15 protein-coding genes are annotated in these 14,862 nt (G+C 65.2%); 12 read left to right on the top strand and 3 right to left on the bottom strand.

Annotated features, from left to right (window positions below):
- The first annotated feature begins 82 nt into the window (after window positions 1–82).
- The 11 genes from PanNE5_RS10515 to gloA all read left to right on the top strand — a co-directional run bounded on the left by PanNE5_RS10515 (window position 83) and on the right by gloA (window position 11,267).
- A complete protein-coding gene (locus tag PanNE5_RS10515) occupies window positions 83–1,144 on the top strand; it encodes a PhoH family protein (RefSeq protein WP_130027980.1) in 1,062 nt (353 codons plus the stop codon).
- The gene (gene ybeY, locus PanNE5_RS10510) at window positions 1,141–1,668 is read left to right on the top strand and encodes an rRNA maturation RNase YbeY (RefSeq protein ID WP_261939723.1); all 528 of its coding nucleotides are present in this window, start codon (window positions 1,141–1,143) and stop codon (window positions 1,666–1,668) included. The genes PanNE5_RS10515 and ybeY overlap by 4 nt, the downstream gene beginning before the upstream one ends.
- A gap of 11 nt (window positions 1,669–1,679) precedes the next feature.
- On the top strand, window positions 1,680–2,366 hold the full coding sequence (locus PanNE5_RS10505; RefSeq protein WP_017235214.1) for a gamma-glutamylcyclotransferase: 687 nt from the start codon (window positions 1,680–1,682) through the stop codon (window positions 2,364–2,366).
- A gap of 152 nt (window positions 2,367–2,518) precedes the next feature.
- On the top strand, window positions 2,519–3,394 hold the full coding sequence (locus tag PanNE5_RS10500; protein WP_017235213.1) for an HlyC/CorC family transporter: 876 nt from the start codon (window positions 2,519–2,521) through the stop codon (window positions 3,392–3,394).
- A 48-nt stretch (window positions 3,395–3,442) separates the two neighbouring features.
- Complete coding sequence (gene lnt, locus PanNE5_RS10495; protein ID WP_261939722.1) at window positions 3,443–4,999, top strand: apolipoprotein N-acyltransferase; 1,557 nt, start codon at window positions 3,443–3,445, stop codon at window positions 4,997–4,999.
- Between the two features lie 205 nt (window positions 5,000–5,204).
- Window positions 5,205–6,143, top strand: a complete 939-nt coding sequence (gene glyQ / locus PanNE5_RS10490; protein WP_017235211.1) for a glycine--tRNA ligase subunit alpha — start codon at window positions 5,205–5,207, stop codon at window positions 6,141–6,143.
- A complete protein-coding gene (gene glyS, locus PanNE5_RS10485; protein ID WP_017235210.1) occupies window positions 6,140–8,269 on the top strand; it encodes a glycine--tRNA ligase subunit beta in 2,130 nt (709 codons plus the stop codon). Before glyQ ends, glyS begins: the two co-directional genes overlap by 4 nt.
- A gap of 32 nt (window positions 8,270–8,301) precedes the next feature.
- Complete coding sequence (gmhB, locus tag PanNE5_RS10480) at window positions 8,302–8,895, top strand: D-glycero-beta-D-manno-heptose 1,7-bisphosphate 7-phosphatase (RefSeq protein ID WP_017235209.1); 594 nt, start codon at window positions 8,302–8,304, stop codon at window positions 8,893–8,895.
- Window positions 8,896–8,986: 91 nt separating this feature from the next.
- On the top strand, window positions 8,987–9,790 hold the full coding sequence (locus PanNE5_RS10475; protein ID WP_261939721.1) for a lysophospholipid acyltransferase family protein: 804 nt from the start codon (window positions 8,987–8,989) through the stop codon (window positions 9,788–9,790).
- An 85-nt stretch (window positions 9,791–9,875) separates the two neighbouring features.
- The gene (locus tag PanNE5_RS10470) at window positions 9,876–10,754 is read left to right on the top strand and encodes a M48 family metallopeptidase (RefSeq protein ID WP_017235207.1); all 879 of its coding nucleotides are present in this window, start codon (window positions 9,876–9,878) and stop codon (window positions 10,752–10,754) included.
- A 111-nt stretch (window positions 10,755–10,865) separates the two neighbouring features.
- Entirely contained in the window at window positions 10,866–11,267 is a 402-nt protein-coding gene (gene gloA / locus PanNE5_RS10465; RefSeq protein WP_261939720.1) for a lactoylglutathione lyase, read from the top strand.
- Window positions 11,268–11,375: 108 nt separating this feature from the next.
- On the opposite strand, the gene PanNE5_RS22945 is transcribed toward gloA, so the two are convergent.
- A complete protein-coding gene (locus PanNE5_RS22945) occupies window positions 11,376–11,813 on the bottom strand; it encodes a rubredoxin (RefSeq protein WP_017235205.1) in 438 nt (145 codons plus the stop codon).
- 240 nt (window positions 11,814–12,053) lie between these two features.
- Here PanNE5_RS22945 and PanNE5_RS10455 point away from each other — a divergent pair, with 240 nt between their 5' ends.
- Window positions 12,054–12,944, top strand: a complete 891-nt coding sequence (locus PanNE5_RS10455; RefSeq protein WP_130027072.1) for a DMT family transporter — start codon at window positions 12,054–12,056, stop codon at window positions 12,942–12,944.
- Here the strand turns inward: PanNE5_RS10455 and rsmA are convergent.
- A complete protein-coding gene (gene rsmA, locus PanNE5_RS10450; protein ID WP_261939719.1) occupies window positions 12,919–13,752 on the bottom strand; it encodes a 16S rRNA (adenine(1518)-N(6)/adenine(1519)-N(6))-dimethyltransferase RsmA in 834 nt (277 codons plus the stop codon). The genes PanNE5_RS10455 and rsmA overlap by 26 nt on opposite strands.
- Window positions 13,753–13,762: 10 nt before the next feature.
- Window positions 13,763–14,842 carry a 4-hydroxythreonine-4-phosphate dehydrogenase PdxA gene (gene pdxA, locus PanNE5_RS10445; protein ID WP_017235202.1) on the bottom strand — a complete coding sequence of 360 codons (1,080 nt, stop codon included), beginning with the start codon at window positions 14,840–14,842 and terminating at the stop codon, window positions 13,763–13,765.
- Between the last annotated feature and the right edge of the window lie 20 nt (window positions 14,843–14,862).

The following is a 14,862-nucleotide window of genomic DNA, read 5'->3' as shown; positions in this document are numbered from 1 at the left end:
GCGCACCCACCTCATGCATCGCGTGCCCGAGCCTGCCCCCGGCGACTCCATCGAACGATCTGAACAGGCACCCGACCGGATCATCTTGAAAGCACCCGTCCAAGAATTCACCGCACCGCGCGACGACAACCGCCGTCTGGCCAACCTCTGCGGCCCGCTCGACGAGAACCTGCGTCAGATTGAACAGGCGCTCGACGTCTCCATTTCCCGCCGCGGCCATCGCTTCGCCGTTCGCGGCAAGAGCGCCGCGATCGCCACCCAGGCCATCGAGAGCTTTTACAACCGCGCGACCGAGCCGCTGTCGGTCGACGATATCCAGCTGGGCCTCGTGGAGTCGCGTCAGGGGCTCGTACCGAGCGTGCGTCACGGCGACGACAACCCGTTTGCCGCCGGCGAGACGGAAGACGGGTCGCCCGTACTGCACACGCGCCGCAGCGATCTGCACGGTCGTACGCCGGCGCAGCGCGACTATCTCAAGCAGATCCTGTCGCACGACGTGACATTCGGCATCGGCCCGGCGGGCACCGGAAAGACCTATCTGGCCGTGGCCTGCGCCGTCGACGCCCTGGAGCGCGACGCCGTCAAGCGTATCGTCCTGACGCGCCCCGCCGTGGAAGCGGGCGAGCGCCTGGGCTTTCTGCCCGGCGATCTGGCCCAGAAGGTCGACCCGTACCTGCGCCCGCTCTACGACGCACTCTACGATCTGCTCGGCTTCGACAAGACACAAAAGTATTTCGAGAAGCAGATGATCGAGATCGCGCCGCTCGCATACATGCGCGGGCGCACGCTCAACCACGCGTTCATCATTCTTGACGAGGCGCAGAACACTACGCCCGAGCAGATGAAGATGTTCCTGACGCGCATTGGCTTCGGCAGCAAGGCGGTCGTGACCGGCGACACCACGCAGGTCGACCTGCCACGTGGCCAGAAGAGCGGCCTGATGGAAGCGCAGGTGATCCTGAAGAACGTTCGCGGCATCGCCGTGACCCGCTTTACCAGCGTGGACGTGGTGCGTCACCCGTTGGTCGCCCGCATCGTCGATGCATACGACGCCCACGCGCAGCTTGACGAAGCCAGCCTCGAGGCGCGCGTGTCGGCCGAACGCGCCCCGCGCGCCGCCCGCGCATCGCGAGGCAAGGCATGAGCGAGCCGGCCTCGCGTTCGCCGCGTCATGCACTCACGCTGACGCACCAGTTCGTGGCCGGTCCGGCGTTCGCCACGCACAAGGCATTGCTCACGCGCACCACGCTGCGCCGCTGGGTGCAGGCCGCGCTGCTCGCCGACGCCGAACTGACCCTGCGCTTCGTCGGCGCGGAAGAAGGACAGACGCTGAACCGCGGCTATCGCGGCAAAGACTACGCGACCAACGTGCTCACGTTTGCCTATGCGCAGCACGACAGCGACCCGGTAACAGGCGACATCGTGTTGTGCTGCCCGGTGGTCGAGCGCGAAGCGAACGAACAGGGTATTACGCTCGAAGCGCACTACGCCCATCTGATCGTGCACGGCGTGCTTCACGCGCAAGGTTACGACCACGAAGCGGACGATGAGGCACAGGAGATGGAAGGCCTCGAAACGGAGATTCTCACCGGTCTCGGCTACGCCGACCCTTACTTGGTCGAAAAGCTCCCGAAGTCCCGCACACCGGCCAACGCGCGCCGCGCCTGAACCGATATCGCATGGACCGCTTCCCCAATCGCCCGTCGGCCCCCGAGACGCCACCGGCCAGTGTGTCGAGCGGTCCCGGGTGCAACCAGTACCCGCCGGATCTCGGCGACGCCCGTCATCTGAGCCAGCAAGAACTCGCGGGCTCGCTGGATACCGCGCTCGCCCACTGGGATGGCCGCGAGGATCTGTGGATCTTCGCGTACGGCTCGCTCATCTGGAATCCGGGCCTGCCCGTCGAGGAGAGCCTGCACGCTCGCGTCTTCGGTTATCACCGAGGTCTGTATCTGTGGTCGCGCGTCAATCGAGGCACCCCCGAGCAACCGGGACTCGTGCTGGCCCTCGACCGTGGCGGCTCGTGTGCAGGGGTGGCGCTGCGGCTCTCGGCAGCCAAGGCGCGCGCCGAACTCGAAACGCTCTGGTATCGCGAGATGGCGATGGGCTCGTATCGTCCGGCATGGCTCAATTGCGCCCTCGCCGACGGCCGCAGCGCGCCCGCGCTCGCATTTGTCATGCGACGCGATGTAAAGAGCTACGCCGGCCGCCTGCCCGACGACATCATCCGCAAGGTCTTCGAACAGGCGCAGGGTCGCTACGGCACAACGCACGATTACGTTGCCCGCACGGTCAAGGCGCTGCGCGACGCCGGCATGCCCGATCCGGCGCTGGAAGCCGTGCTGCACCGCTGCGGTGCGCGCTGACGTCGTCTGTGCGTCCTGAAATCCGCCGCATCGCGTGGACACGACGTCGGCGCCACGCGACGCGGCGGTACTGACGCAGAGTTGCCGTACATCTGGTGTATCCTTGAGCTTCCTGTAACAGCTCGGCGTCCGCCCACCTTGGACGCGCCGTCATGAACGACCCATATCCCAGTCGACCCGGTCGAAAAAACACCGATAAACCCCGCTCGCTGCTCGAACGCCTCACCGATCTGATTTCCCCGGAACCGGAGTCGCGTGCGGAGCTGCTTGAAATTCTGCAAGACGCCCACGCCCGCAACCTGATGGACGCCGATTCGCTGGCGATGATCGAGGGCGTATTCCAGGTGGCCGACCTGTGTGCCCGCGACATCATGGTGCCGCGCGCGCAAATGGACGCCATCAACATCGAACAGACACCCGACGAGTTCGTCCCCTTCGTGCTGGAACAGGCGCACTCGCGCTATCCGGTGTACGAAGGCAATCGCGACAACATCATCGGCATTCTGCTCGCGAAGGATCTGGTGCGTTACTACGCCAATCACGACTTCGACGTGCGCGACATGCTGCGCCCGGCGGTGTTCATTCCCGAGTCGAAGCGTCTTAACGTGCTGCTGCACGATTTCCGCGTCAATCGCAATCACATCGCCATCGTCGTCGATGAATATGGCGGCGTGGCCGGCCTCATCACCATTGAAGACGTGCTCGAACAGATCGTCGGCGATATCGAGGACGAGTACGACTTCGACGAGGAAGAAGACAACATCATTGCCGCGCCCGACGGCACATATCGCATTCGTGCCCTCACCGAGATCGAGCAGTTCAACGAGGCGTTCGGCACGCAGTTCACTGACGCCGAGAACGACACGATCGGCGGTATGATCACGCACCAGTTCGGCCGAGTGCCGCGTCGTGGCGAGCGCATGCGTTTGGGCAATCTCGTGTTCGAAGTGCTGCGTGCCGACGGCCGTCAGATTCACGTGCTGCTGTTGCGGCGCATGGAAACGGCTGGCGCCGATCCGACTGCCTGACGTCTTGACTCACGCTCCGATCAACGTCTACATCGACCCATGCAGGAAATGACCCTCCACGCGCCCGAGCGGCGCTCGTGGCCCGCTTGGCGTGCCCGCGCGCTCGCCGGCCTGGCCGGTATCGCCCAGACCCTCGCCTTCGCGCCGCGCGACGTCTGGTGGCTGCAACTGCTTGCCATGGCCGGGCTGTTCGCGCTCGTCGAGCGCAGCGCGTCGCGCCGCGACGCCCTCTGGCTGGGCGGCAGTTTCGGCGTCGCGTCGTTCGCGTCGGGCATCTGGTGGCTCTATATCAGCATGCATACGTACGGCGGCATGCCCGGCATCATGGCCGGTGCAGCCGTGCTGCTGTTCTCGATCTATCTCGCAATCTATCCGGCGCTGGCGACGTTCATCACGCGTGGGGTGTCCCCCAGCGGCCTGTGGCGTACCCTCGCGTTCGCAGGGGCATGGACGCTCGCGGAATGGCTGCGCGGCACCGTCTTCACGGGCTTCCCGTGGCTGTCGCCCGGCTACGCCCATGTCGATGGCCCACTGGCAGGCTTTGCGCCGCTCATCGGGGTCTACGGCATTGGCGGACTCGCCGCACTCGCGGCGGCTTGGCTCGCCCGCGCAGTGCTTCCCGTCGCCGGCACGACACCACAGCCTGGGCCCGCCCGGCGGCTGGCGGCGGTCGTCGGTGTGCTGGCGCTGCTCGGCGCGGGTGCCGGGCTCGCGCGCCACGCCTGGACCACCCCGTCGGGCAAGCCGCTCACCGTTCGGCTGCTGCAAGGCAATATCGCGCAGGACATGAAATTCGAGCGCGCGGGGATCGATCATGCGATGGCCCTGTATCGCGACATGATCGTGGCCGCACCGGCGGACCTCATCATCACGCCGGAGACGGCCTTCCCCGTGTTGCTGCAAGGCATACCGCCCGATGTGGCCGGCCCGATCCGCGAATTCGCCGATCGCACTGGCTCGCACGTGGTGCTCGGGGCCGTCGGCGCCACGCTCACCGATCGCGGCCCGACGGACTTGACCAACAGCCTGTTCGGGGTCACACCGCGCGACGCGACGCTGCACCGCTACGACAAGCACCATCTCGTGCCATTCGGCGAATTCGTTCCGTGGGGCTTTCACTGGTTCGTCGACATGATGCACATCCCGCTGGGCGACTTTCTGCGCGGCACGGCCACACCGAGCGGCTTCGCGGTCGCCGACCAGCGCGTGGCGCTCGACATCTGCTACGAAGACTTGTTTGGCGAGGAAATCGCCCAGACGCTGCGCAGCATGCCCGAGCCCGCGACGGTGCTCGCCAACTCGACCAACCTCGCGTGGTTCGGCGACACCATCGCGCTCGACCAGCATCTGCAAATTGCGCGCATGCGCACGCTCGAAACGGGACGTCCGATGCTGCGGGCGACGAACACCGGCACGACGGCAATCATCGATGCCCACGGCCGCGTACAGGGCCGTCTGCCAACGATGACCACGGGCGCTCTCACGGGCAGCGTACAGCCCTACAGCGGCCTCACGCCATACGTCCGCTTCGGCAACCTGCCCGCGCTGGGGCTCGCTCTGATCGCGCTGGGCCTCGGACTGGCCATGTCGCGCCGGGCGCGCTGAGTCGAGCCGACGTCGCACCGGCGACATCGAAATGACGCGGGGGACCGTGAAAATCCCCCTGTCGGGCTACCCGAAGGGCATCGACGCCCCGTTCGGGTCGAATTCCCGCTAAAATTCAATGTTTTAGTCTTTTGGCCGCGCTCGCGGCCGGGCCAAAAGACTGCGCAAAATCCGCATTTTTTCTGTTCGTCCGCGCGAATTCATCATGCTTACCTTTCAACAAGTCATCCTGACTTTGCAGGATTACTGGGACAAGCAAGGCTGTGCGTTGCTCCAGCCTTACGACATGGAGGTCGGCGCCGGTACCTCGCACACTGCCACGTTCCTGCGCGCGATCGGCCCGGAGCCGTGGCGCGCCGCCTATGTGCAGCCGTCGCGCCGTCCCAAGGACGGCCGTTACGGTGAGAATCCGAATCGCATGCAGCACTACTACCAGTACCAAGTGGTGCTCAAGCCGGCGCCGGAGAACATTCTCGACCTGTACCTGGGTTCGCTGCGCGCGCTCGGCCTCGATCTGACCGAAAACGACGTGCGCTTCGTGGAAGACGACTGGGAAAACCCCACGCTCGGCGCCTGGGGCCTGGGCTGGGAGGTGTGGCTCAACGGCATGGAAGTGACCCAGTTCACGTATTTCCAGCAAGTCGGCGGGCTGGACTGCAAGCCGGTGCTCGGCGAAATCACGTACGGGATCGAGCGTCTGGCCATGTATTTGCAACAGGTCGAGAACGTCTACGACCTCGTGTGGACCGAATGGGAAGAACAAACGGCCGAGGGCCCCGTCACGCGTCGCCTGACCTATGGCGACGTGTTCCATCAGAACGAAGTCGAACAGTCGACGTACAACTTCGAGCATTCGAATCAACCGATGCTGTTCGGTTTCTTCGATAACTATGAGAGCGAAGCCAAGCGCCTCATCGAAGCCGAGCTCGCGTTGCCCGCCTACGAAATGATTTTGAAGGCCGCCCACACGTTCAACCTGCTCGACGCGCGCGGCGCCATCTCGGTGACGGAGCGTGCCGCGTATATCGGCCGTATCCGGGCGTTGTCGCGCCTGATCGCACAGGCCTACTACGCTTCGCGCGAGAAGCTCGGCTTCCCGATGCTGAACGCCCCCGCCGCCCCAACCCAAACGCAAGCCGCATGATGAGCACCGCACAACGCACCCTGCTGGTCGAACTGCTGACCGAAGAATTGCCGCCGAAGGCGCTGGCGCGTCTGGGCGACGCGTTCGCCGACGGCATTGCCAACGGCCTGCGCTCGCGCGGCCTCACCACGGACGCGAGCGTCGTCACGCCGTACGCCACGCCGCGACGCCTGGCCGTCTCGATCTCGAACGTGCTCGAACGCGCCCCGGACGCGACCATCCGCGCCAAGGTACTGCCGGTCTCCGTCGCCCTCGACGCCGACGGCAATCCGACGCCACCGCTGGCGAAGAAGCTCGCCGCCATGGGCTTTGCCGACCTGCCGGTCGCCCGCCTGGAGCGCGCGATGGATGGCAAGGCCGAGGCATTCTTCCACACCTACACGGCGGCGGGCGCCCAACTGGGCGACGCGCTGCAAGGGGCGCTCGACGAGACGCTCGGCAAACTGCCGATCCCGAAGGTCATGAGCTACCAGCGTCCGGACGGCGAGACGGTGCAATTCGTGCGCCCGGTGCACGGCCTGATCGCGCTGCATGGCGACACCGTCGTGCCCGCCACGGCGATTGGGCTCGCCTCGGGCAACCAGACGCTGGGACATCGCTTCCTGTCGAACGGCGACGTCGTCGTCGCGCACGCCGACGCTTACGCCTCGACCCTCGCCTCCGAAGGCAAGGTGCTTGCCGGTTTCGCGGATCGCCGCGATGCGATTCGCACGCAGTTGCTTGACGCGGCGGGCAACGATCATGTGATCATGCCCGACGCACTGCTCGACGAAGTGACCGCTCTCGTCGAATGGCCGGCGGTCTACGCCTGCCACTTCGAAGAAGAATTTCTCGCGGTGCCGCAGGAATGTCTGATTCTCACGATGCAGACGAACCAGAAGTACTTCGCGCTCACCGACAAGCCGCTCGCCGAGGGCGGCCGTCTCACGAACCGTTTCCTGATCGTCTCCAACATCGCCACCGACACGCCCGAGCAGATCGTCACCGGTAACGAGCGTGTGGTGCGCCCGCGTCTCGCGGATGCGAAGTTCTTCTTCGAGCAGGACAAGAAGAAGCCGCTCGCGGACCGTGTGCCGCAGCTCGCGAACGTCGTTTATCACAACAAGCTGGGCTCGCAGTTCGAGCGTACGCAACGTCTGGTGCGACTGGCCGGTGCCATTGCGCAGATGATCCGTGGCGCGGACCAGAACGCCGTGGCGCTGGCCGAGCGCGGCGCCCTGCTGGCCAAGGCTGACCTGCTGACCGATATGGTCGGTGAGTTTCCGGAACTGCAAGGCACGATGGGCACGTATTACGCGCGGCACGACGGCGAAGCCGAAGACGTCGCGCGCGCCTGCTCGGAGCATTATCAGCCGCGCTTCGCGGGCGATGCCCTGCCCGCGAGCGACACGGGTCTCTTCGTGGCGCTGGCCGACAAGCTCGAGACGCTCGTCGGCATCTGGGGCATCGGCCTGCAACCGACCGGGGAGAAAGACCCGTTCGCGCTGCGCCGCCATGCGCTCGGGATCGCGCGTATGCTCGTCGAGCGGCGCCTGCCGGTCATGCTGTCGGATCTGCTGAACGTGACCTACCAGCAATTTACGTCGGGTGTCGCCAGCGACGCGTACCTGAACGACGTCTACCAGTTCGTGCTCGATCGCCTGCGGGGCTATCTGCGTGAGCGTGGCTACGCCGCCAACGAGATCGAGGCGGTGCTGGTTTCCCCGTCGATCTATCTGGACCTGAGCGATGTGATCGAGCGCCTGGAGGCCGTGCGTACGTTCTCGGCGCTGCCGCAAGCCGACGCGCTTGCCGCCGCGAACAAGCGTATCGGCAACATCCTCAAGAAGACGGCGCCGCCGCCCGAGGGCGTCATCGAGGCGTCGCTGCTGATCGAGCCGGCCGAGAAAGCACTTGCCGCCGCACTGGACAAGGTCACCCCCGTGGTGGATGAAAAGTTCAGGGCGCACGAGTATGCACAAGCGCTGTCGGCGTTGGCCGACCTGCGCGATGCGGTCGACGCGTTCTTCAACGACGTGATGGTGATGGCCGACGACGAGACACTGCGCAACAATCGCCTCGCCCTGCTCAGCCATCTGCATCTGAAGATGAACCTCGTGGCCGATCTCTCGAAGCTCGCCGCTTGATTGCGGCTTAATGTCCCGGAAGCCTGTTCGTCATGGATTCGCGTAAAGACCGCACCCCCGGCCCCGCCGCCCGCAAGCTCGTGATTCTCGACCGCGACGGCGTCATCAACGCCGACTCGGATCAGTTCATCAAGTCGACGGATGAGTGGGTACCGTTGCCCGGCAGTCTGGAAGCCATCGGCCGCCTGAATCAGGCCAGCTACCGGGTCGTCGTGGCGACGAACCAGTCGGGCGTGGGGCGCGGGCTGTTCGACATGGCGACGCTCGGCGCAATGCACACGAAGATGTCGAAGCTGGCCGTCGCCGCCGGTGGCCGCATCGACGCCGTGTTCTTCTGCCCGCACACCGCCGCCGACGCCTGCGACTGCCGCAAGCCGAGGCCCGGCCTGTTTCAGGAAATCGCGCGCCGCTACGAAGTCGACCTGACCGGCGTGCCGGCCGTGGGCGATTCGCTGCGCGATTTGCAGGCGGCGGCGGCGGTCGGCGCACGCCCGCATCTGGTGCTGACCGGCAAGGGCAAAAAGACGCTCGCCGCAGGTAATCTGCCCGAAGGCACGCGTGTGCATGACAGCCTGCAGGCGTTTGTGAACGACCTGCTCGCCGAAGAGGACGCCAAGAGCGCGTGAGCGGCGCGGCGCTTGCCCGCCACATTACCCAGGACGCGCGTCGGCGCGCGTAGGACAATCGCTCCGGCACCCTATTTCAGGCCAAGATCCGATGTTGCAACTTCGTTCGATTCTCTTCTTCATCTTCCAGATCGTCTGGACGATTCCGTACGCCATCGCGTGCATCGTCTCCTTCCCATTCCTCTCGCGCGTGCAACGCTACTGGGTCGCGGCAGGCTGGTGCAAGGTGGTCATCTGGGTGGGCGACAAGCTGTGTGGCATGCGCTACCGGGTCATCGGATGGGAGAATCTGCCGGATACACCCGCGGTCCTGCTGTCGAAGCATCAGTCGGCCTGGGAGACGATTGCGCTGCCGGCGCTCATGCCGCGCCCGCTGTGTTTCGTGTTCAAGCGCGAGCTGCTTTACGTGCCATTCTTCGGCTGGACGCTGGGCCTGCTCAGCATGATTCACATCAATCGCAGCAAAGGCACCGATGCGTTTCAGTCGGTCGTTGCGCAGGGTCGCGAGCGCCTGGCCCAAGGATCGTGGATCATCATGTTCCCGGAAGGCACCCGCACGAAGACGGGCTCGCGCAACAAGTACAAGTCGGGCGGCGCGCGTCTCGCAACGGCGACCGGCGCGCCTGTGGTGCCCATCGCGCACAATGCCGGACGCGTCTGGCCGCGCAACACGTTCATGAAAAAACCCGGGGAAGTGATCGTATCGATCGGGCCGGTCATCGAGACGGCGGGCCGCACGGCCGAGGCCGTCAACGCCGACGTAACCGAATGGATCGAGCGCGAGATGGTGCGTATCGACCCGAGTGCCTATACGGCAAAGCCGGTGAAGACCGCGTCCCAATCGGCGGATTCCCCCGCTTCGTCGGACAAGCCCGACACCACGCCACGGACCTGACGCCATCTCCCGGAACCGTCTCATGTCGAAAGTCCAATCCGCTATGCGCGACACTCGCTCCCGGCATGAGACACCTGTTCCCCAGATGGAACTCGATCTGTTCGGCAACCCGGCGGCCGAAGCGAATGGGGTGGCCACGGACGTGCCAGCCCCTTCCGTCACACAGAGCCCCTCGGCCAGCGACACGAGCACGCGCCATGAACCCACGTCGGCGGCCCCGGGGCCGCGTCGCCTGCCCGCCGCCGGCGAGCGGGTGATCGTGCTCGACGGCCATGCCATCTACTACCGGTTCAAGCGCTCGTCACGACGCACCATCGGGTTCATGATCGACGAATCGGGACTGGCCGTCACGGCCCCGCGCTGGGTCACGCTCGCGGACGTCGAAGCCGCCGTGGTCGAGAAGAAGCGCTGGATCTTCAACAAGATCGCCGAATTTCGCGACCGCGCCGCACGTCGTGTGATTCCGCGTGTGATCTGGGCCGACGCCACCACGCTGCCGTTCCTCGGCCACACGCTGACGATTCGGCTCGGCGCGAGCGCTCGCGCTGCACAGTACGACATCCATACGCATACGTTGTGGCTCGATTTGCCGCCGCAAGCCGCGCCGGAGCAGATGCGCGACCGCGTGCAGGGCTGGCTGCAGCAGGAGGCCCGCAAACTCTTTACGACGCGGCTGGAAGTCTATGGCGAGCGGCTCGGCGTGCGTCATTCGGCGCTGGGGCTGTCATCGGCCACGACGCGATGGGGCAGTTGCAGCGCTGACGGGCGTATCCGCTTGAACTGGCGGCTGATCCACTTCCCATTGGGTGTGATCGATTACGTGGTCGCGCACGAACTGGCGCATTTGAAGGAGATGAACCACGGGCCTCGTTTCTGGCAAGCCGTGGCGTCGATCTTCCCGGAGTTCGAGTCGGCACGCGACACGCTCAAGTCGCATGCGCCCGAGTGGCTACCGGAATTCTGACCGCACGGTCACGTCTGATCGTTAGCATGGCTCAACGCTGCGTGAATGCAGCTCATTTTCATGCGCGCGGGTACAATCGAGTTCTCGTTGTCCCCATCGGTTAAAAACATCATGCGAATGCTCCATACCATGCTGCGCGTCGGCGACCTGCAGCGCTCGATCGATTTCTACACGCGTGTGCTTGGCATGCAACTGCTGCGTCAGAGCGAGAACCCCGAGTACAAGTACACGTTGGCTTTTGTCGGCTATGGCGCCGAGTCGGAACACACGGTGCTTGAACTGACCTACAACTGGGGCGTGGAGACGTACGAAATCGGCACCGCGTTCGGCCATCTGGCGATCGAAGTCGACGACGCCTACGTCGCCTGCGACACGATCCGCGCGGCCGGTGGCAAGGTCAGCCGCGAAGCCGGGCCCGTCAAGGGCGGCACCACGGTCATCGCCTTCGTCGAAGATCCGGACGGCTACAAGATCGAGTTGATCCAGAAGCATTCGGCCAAGGGCGGCTTGTAAAGCCCGCCAGTCCGCGCGCCATGCGGTAACGGCCGCCCATTTGCGGCGGCCGTTACCCGGATGACACAACAGCGTGCCGGCTACCTTCGTGCAGACCGGCCCGACGCGTCAGAACTCCACCATCGCAAAGTCCTCCTTGCCCACGTCGCACAACGGGCAACGCCAGTCTTCCGGCACATCTTCCCAGCGGGTTCCGAGGGCAATGCCGTCGTCCGGACAGCCGAGCGCTTCGTCGTAAATCCAGCCACAGATCACACAGACCCATTGGCGGTAGGCCGGCGCCGTGTCGCCGGACACGACGCGCACAGCACCGTCGTCCTGCGTCGTTTCAGTCTTCTGCGGTGCCGCCGGATCCAACAGGGGGAACACGAGCGGCGATTCGGTCCCCGAGGCAACGGGTTCTGGCCGGCTCAGATGCGATTGCAGTGCGGCGAGCAATGCTTGCGCCTCGTCGCGAGTGAGATCGATCCAGTACGGATCGCCAGCCCCGTCGTTGAGTCGTGACGGGGAGAACTGAAGTTCGACGGCGGAGCCTTTCTTGTACATGCGCAATAGTGCGGAAAATGACGGCGGAGGCAGGCACCATGGCCCGCGCGGAGCATTGTATCGCCACGGCCATGTGCAATAAACCCGTGGAACAGGGAAACATAATGTCGCGAGACGAAACAATGCCTCCCGGATTACCCCTGTTACCTGCACCAGAATGCTGCCCGAGCGACCGGGATCGGAGACAATGAGCCACACAGCGTATCGGGCTCACGATACGTCGCCATCCGAACCAACTCCATGAAAACCACTCCGCGTCCGATCGATGCCGCCGCGCTCGCCATCATGTTTGGCCTATGTGCGGTTTGGGGCGGCCAGCAGGTCGCCGTCAAACTGGCCGTGCCGGTCGTGCCTCCCGTGCTGCAAGCCGGCCTGCGCTCGCTGATCGCGACCGTGCTGGTCGGCGGCTGGATGCTGTGGCGCCGTCAGAAGCTCTTCACCGGCGACGGCACCTTGCCGGCGGGCCTCCTCGCGGGCTTGCTCTTCTCGCTGGAATTCCTCTGCATCTTCGTCGGCCTGACGCACACGACGGCCTCGCGCATGGCCGTCTTCCTGTACTCGGCTCCCTGCTTTACCGCCATGGGCCTTCACTGGACGGTGCCAAGCGAACGGCTGCGGCCGATGCAATGGCTCGGCATGGCCGTCGCCTTCTGCGGCATCGTGGTCGCGTTCTCGGACGGCAGCGGTTCGGACCTCGCGAAAACATGGCCCGGCGACCTGCTCGGTCTCCTCGCTGGCGTGTTCTGGGGAATGACGACGGTGATCGTCCGGGCATCACGCCTGGCAAGCGCCGCGCCGTCGAAGACGCTGCTTTACCAACTCGCCGTCTCGGCCGTGTTACTGTGCGCACTGGCACTGGGGACAGGCAGCGTGCACGTCGGCCCGATGACGGCCACGACATGGGTCAGCCTCGCCTACCAGTCCATTGGCGTGGCGTTTGCCAGCTACCTGATCTGGTTCGGGATGCTGACGCGCTACAGCGCCGCCCGCCTCGCGTCGTTCTCGTTCCTAAGCCCGCTCTTCGGCGTGACGTTCGGCGTGCTGGTGCTGGGTGAATCGGTCGGCTGGCGCTTTGCGGGCGCCGTCGTGCTCGTGTTCGCCGGGATCAGCCTGGTGAACCGGCGCCACTGATGGCACGCGAGAGGTTCACGTATTCGTCGACCGGAACGTCCTCGGCGCGACGGGTGAGATCGAATCCCAGCGCATCGAAATCGACACGATCGCGGTAACTGTGCAGCGTGTTGCGCAGCATCTTGCGGCGCTGCGAGAACGCCTGCGCCACCACCGCACCGAACACGTCCAGATCGACCTGCGGCAGATCGGCCACGGCACGCGGAATCATCCGCACCACGGCCGAGTCGACCTTCGGCGGCGGATTGAACGCCTGCGGTGGTACGTCGAGCACCTTGTCCATCCAGTAGCGATACTGAAGCATGACCGAGAGCCGGCTGTAGTTGCTCGACCCCGCGGGCGCGACCATGCGCTCGACCACTTCGTCCTGCAGCATGAAGTGCTGATCGCGCACGAGCGCGGCGTAGCGCATCAGATGGAAAAGCAGCGGACTGGAGATGTTGTACGGCAAGTTGCCGACGATGCGCAGCGGGGCTTCGTCGCGTCGATCTGCCGGAACAAGCGATCCAAAGTCGAAGTCGAGCGCGTCGCCCGCATGCACGCTTACGCGCTCACCGAACTTGCGCGTAAGGCGTGCAACCAGGTCGCGGTCGAGTTCGACCACATGCAAATGCCCGAGCCACTCCGTGAGCGGCGTCGTCAGCGCACCCAGCCCCGGCCCGATCTCGACCATCAGGTCGTCGGTGCGCGGCGAGATCGCGTCGACGATCGCGTCGATCACGCCCATGTCGACGAGAAAATTCTGACCAAAACGTTTGCGCGCCACGTGGCCCTGTTGGACGCCCGTGCGCTTCGATGCGCTACTCATGTGAAATTCCTTATGAACGCGGTTTTGCGGCGTGCGGATCGCCGCTCGCGCCTGCGGTCAATGATGCGTGTGTCGCGGCATTGGCTGCCATGGTGGCGGCCGTACGCAAGGCTTCAAGCAGGCTGCCGCTCTCGGCTTGCCCGGTGCCTGCGAGATCGAGGGCCGTGCCGTGATCGACCGACGTGCGGATGATCGGCAGGCCTAGCGTGATGTTCACGCCGGCGCCGAAGCTCGCGTACTTGAGCACCGGCAGTCCCTGGTCGTGGTACATCGCGAGAACCGCATCGGCCCCTTCGAGGTGGCGTGGCTGGAAGAGTGTATCGGCCGGATACGGGCCGCGGGCGTCGATGCCGGCGGCGCGCGCGTCGTCGAGGGCCGGTGTAATGACGTCGATTTCCTCGCGGCCGAGGTAACCCGATTCCCCCGCGTGCGGGTTGAGACCGGTGACGAGAATGCGCGGACGCGTCACGCCGAAATGACGCATCAGATCCTGATTGAGGATGATGAGCGTTTGCAGCAGATCGTCGCGACGAATCGCACCCGGCACTTGCGCGAGCGGCAGATGCGTCGTCGCCAGCGCCACGCGCAGTCCACCGCCGGCCAGCATCATCACGACACGTGGCGTGCCAGTGCGCTCGGCCAGGTACTCGGTGTGGCCGGTGAAGGCCACGCCGCAATCGTTGATCGTGCTCTTCTGTAGCGGTGCCGTGACAATGGCGTCATAGGTGCCGGCCAGCGCACCATCGATGGCATCGTCGAGCAGGGCCAGCACGTAACGACCGTTGGCGGCATCGAGCTTCCCTGGCTGTGCCGTGACGGCGAGCGGATGGTGGACGACACGCACGCGAGCAGCGGCCAGCAATGCCTGCCAGGCGTCGCCGAGCCCCACGGCCTGCGCACGTGCCGCGAGCAGCGACGCATCGCCGAGCACGGCGAACTGGCAACGGAGAAGGGGGGCGTCGACGCTGACGTCGGTGGCACCTTCCGTGGGCGACAGGCACTTCACCAGTGCCTGCACCGTCAGCTCCGGCCCGACGCCCGCCGGTTCACCCGTGGTGATGGCGAGGACGAAGGACCGGTCGGAAGTCATGCCTGGGACGAGAGAGAGAA

It is taken from the genome of Pandoraea sp. NE5, from assembly GCF_024363545.1.
GTDB lineage: Bacteria > Pseudomonadota > Gammaproteobacteria > Burkholderiales > Burkholderiaceae > Pandoraea > Pandoraea cepalis.
This window is presented reverse-complemented; position numbering and strand designations above follow the sequence as displayed.

Excerpts from the sequence above, each read along its gene's own strand:
- PanNE5_RS10455 (WP_130027072.1), top strand. The coding sequence starts at position 12,054 with ATGAAAACCACTCCGCGTCCGATCGATGCCGCCGCGCTCGCCATCATG.
- PanNE5_RS10505 (WP_017235214.1), top strand. The coding sequence starts at position 1,680 with ATGGACCGCTTCCCCAATCGCCCGTCGGCCCCCGAGACGCCACCGGCC.
- PanNE5_RS10475 (WP_261939721.1), top strand. The coding sequence starts at position 8,987 with ATGTTGCAACTTCGTTCGATTCTCTTCTTCATCTTCCAGATCGTCTGG.
- PanNE5_RS10500 (WP_017235213.1), top strand. The coding sequence starts at position 2,519 with ATGAACGACCCATATCCCAGTCGACCCGGTCGAAAAAACACCGATAAA.
- pdxA (WP_017235202.1), bottom strand. The coding sequence starts at position 14,842 with ATGACTTCCGACCGGTCCTTCGTCCTCGCCATCACCACGGGTGAACCG.
- gmhB (WP_017235209.1), top strand. The coding sequence starts at position 8,302 with ATGGATTCGCGTAAAGACCGCACCCCCGGCCCCGCCGCCCGCAAGCTC.
- rsmA (WP_261939719.1), bottom strand. The coding sequence starts at position 13,752 with ATGAGTAGCGCATCGAAGCGCACGGGCGTCCAACAGGGCCACGTGGCG.
- gloA (WP_261939720.1), top strand. The coding sequence starts at position 10,866 with ATGCGAATGCTCCATACCATGCTGCGCGTCGGCGACCTGCAGCGCTCG.
- ybeY (WP_261939723.1), top strand. The coding sequence starts at position 1,141 with ATGAGCGAGCCGGCCTCGCGTTCGCCGCGTCATGCACTCACGCTGACG.
- glyQ (WP_017235211.1), top strand. The coding sequence starts at position 5,205 with ATGCTTACCTTTCAACAAGTCATCCTGACTTTGCAGGATTACTGGGAC.
- PanNE5_RS22945 (WP_017235205.1), bottom strand. The coding sequence starts at position 11,813 with ATGTACAAGAAAGGCTCCGCCGTCGAACTTCAGTTCTCCCCGTCACGA.
- lnt (WP_261939722.1), top strand. The coding sequence starts at position 3,443 with ATGACCCTCCACGCGCCCGAGCGGCGCTCGTGGCCCGCTTGGCGTGCC.
- PanNE5_RS10470 (WP_017235207.1), top strand. The coding sequence starts at position 9,876 with ATGGAACTCGATCTGTTCGGCAACCCGGCGGCCGAAGCGAATGGGGTG.
- glyS (WP_017235210.1), top strand. The coding sequence starts at position 6,140 with ATGATGAGCACCGCACAACGCACCCTGCTGGTCGAACTGCTGACCGAA.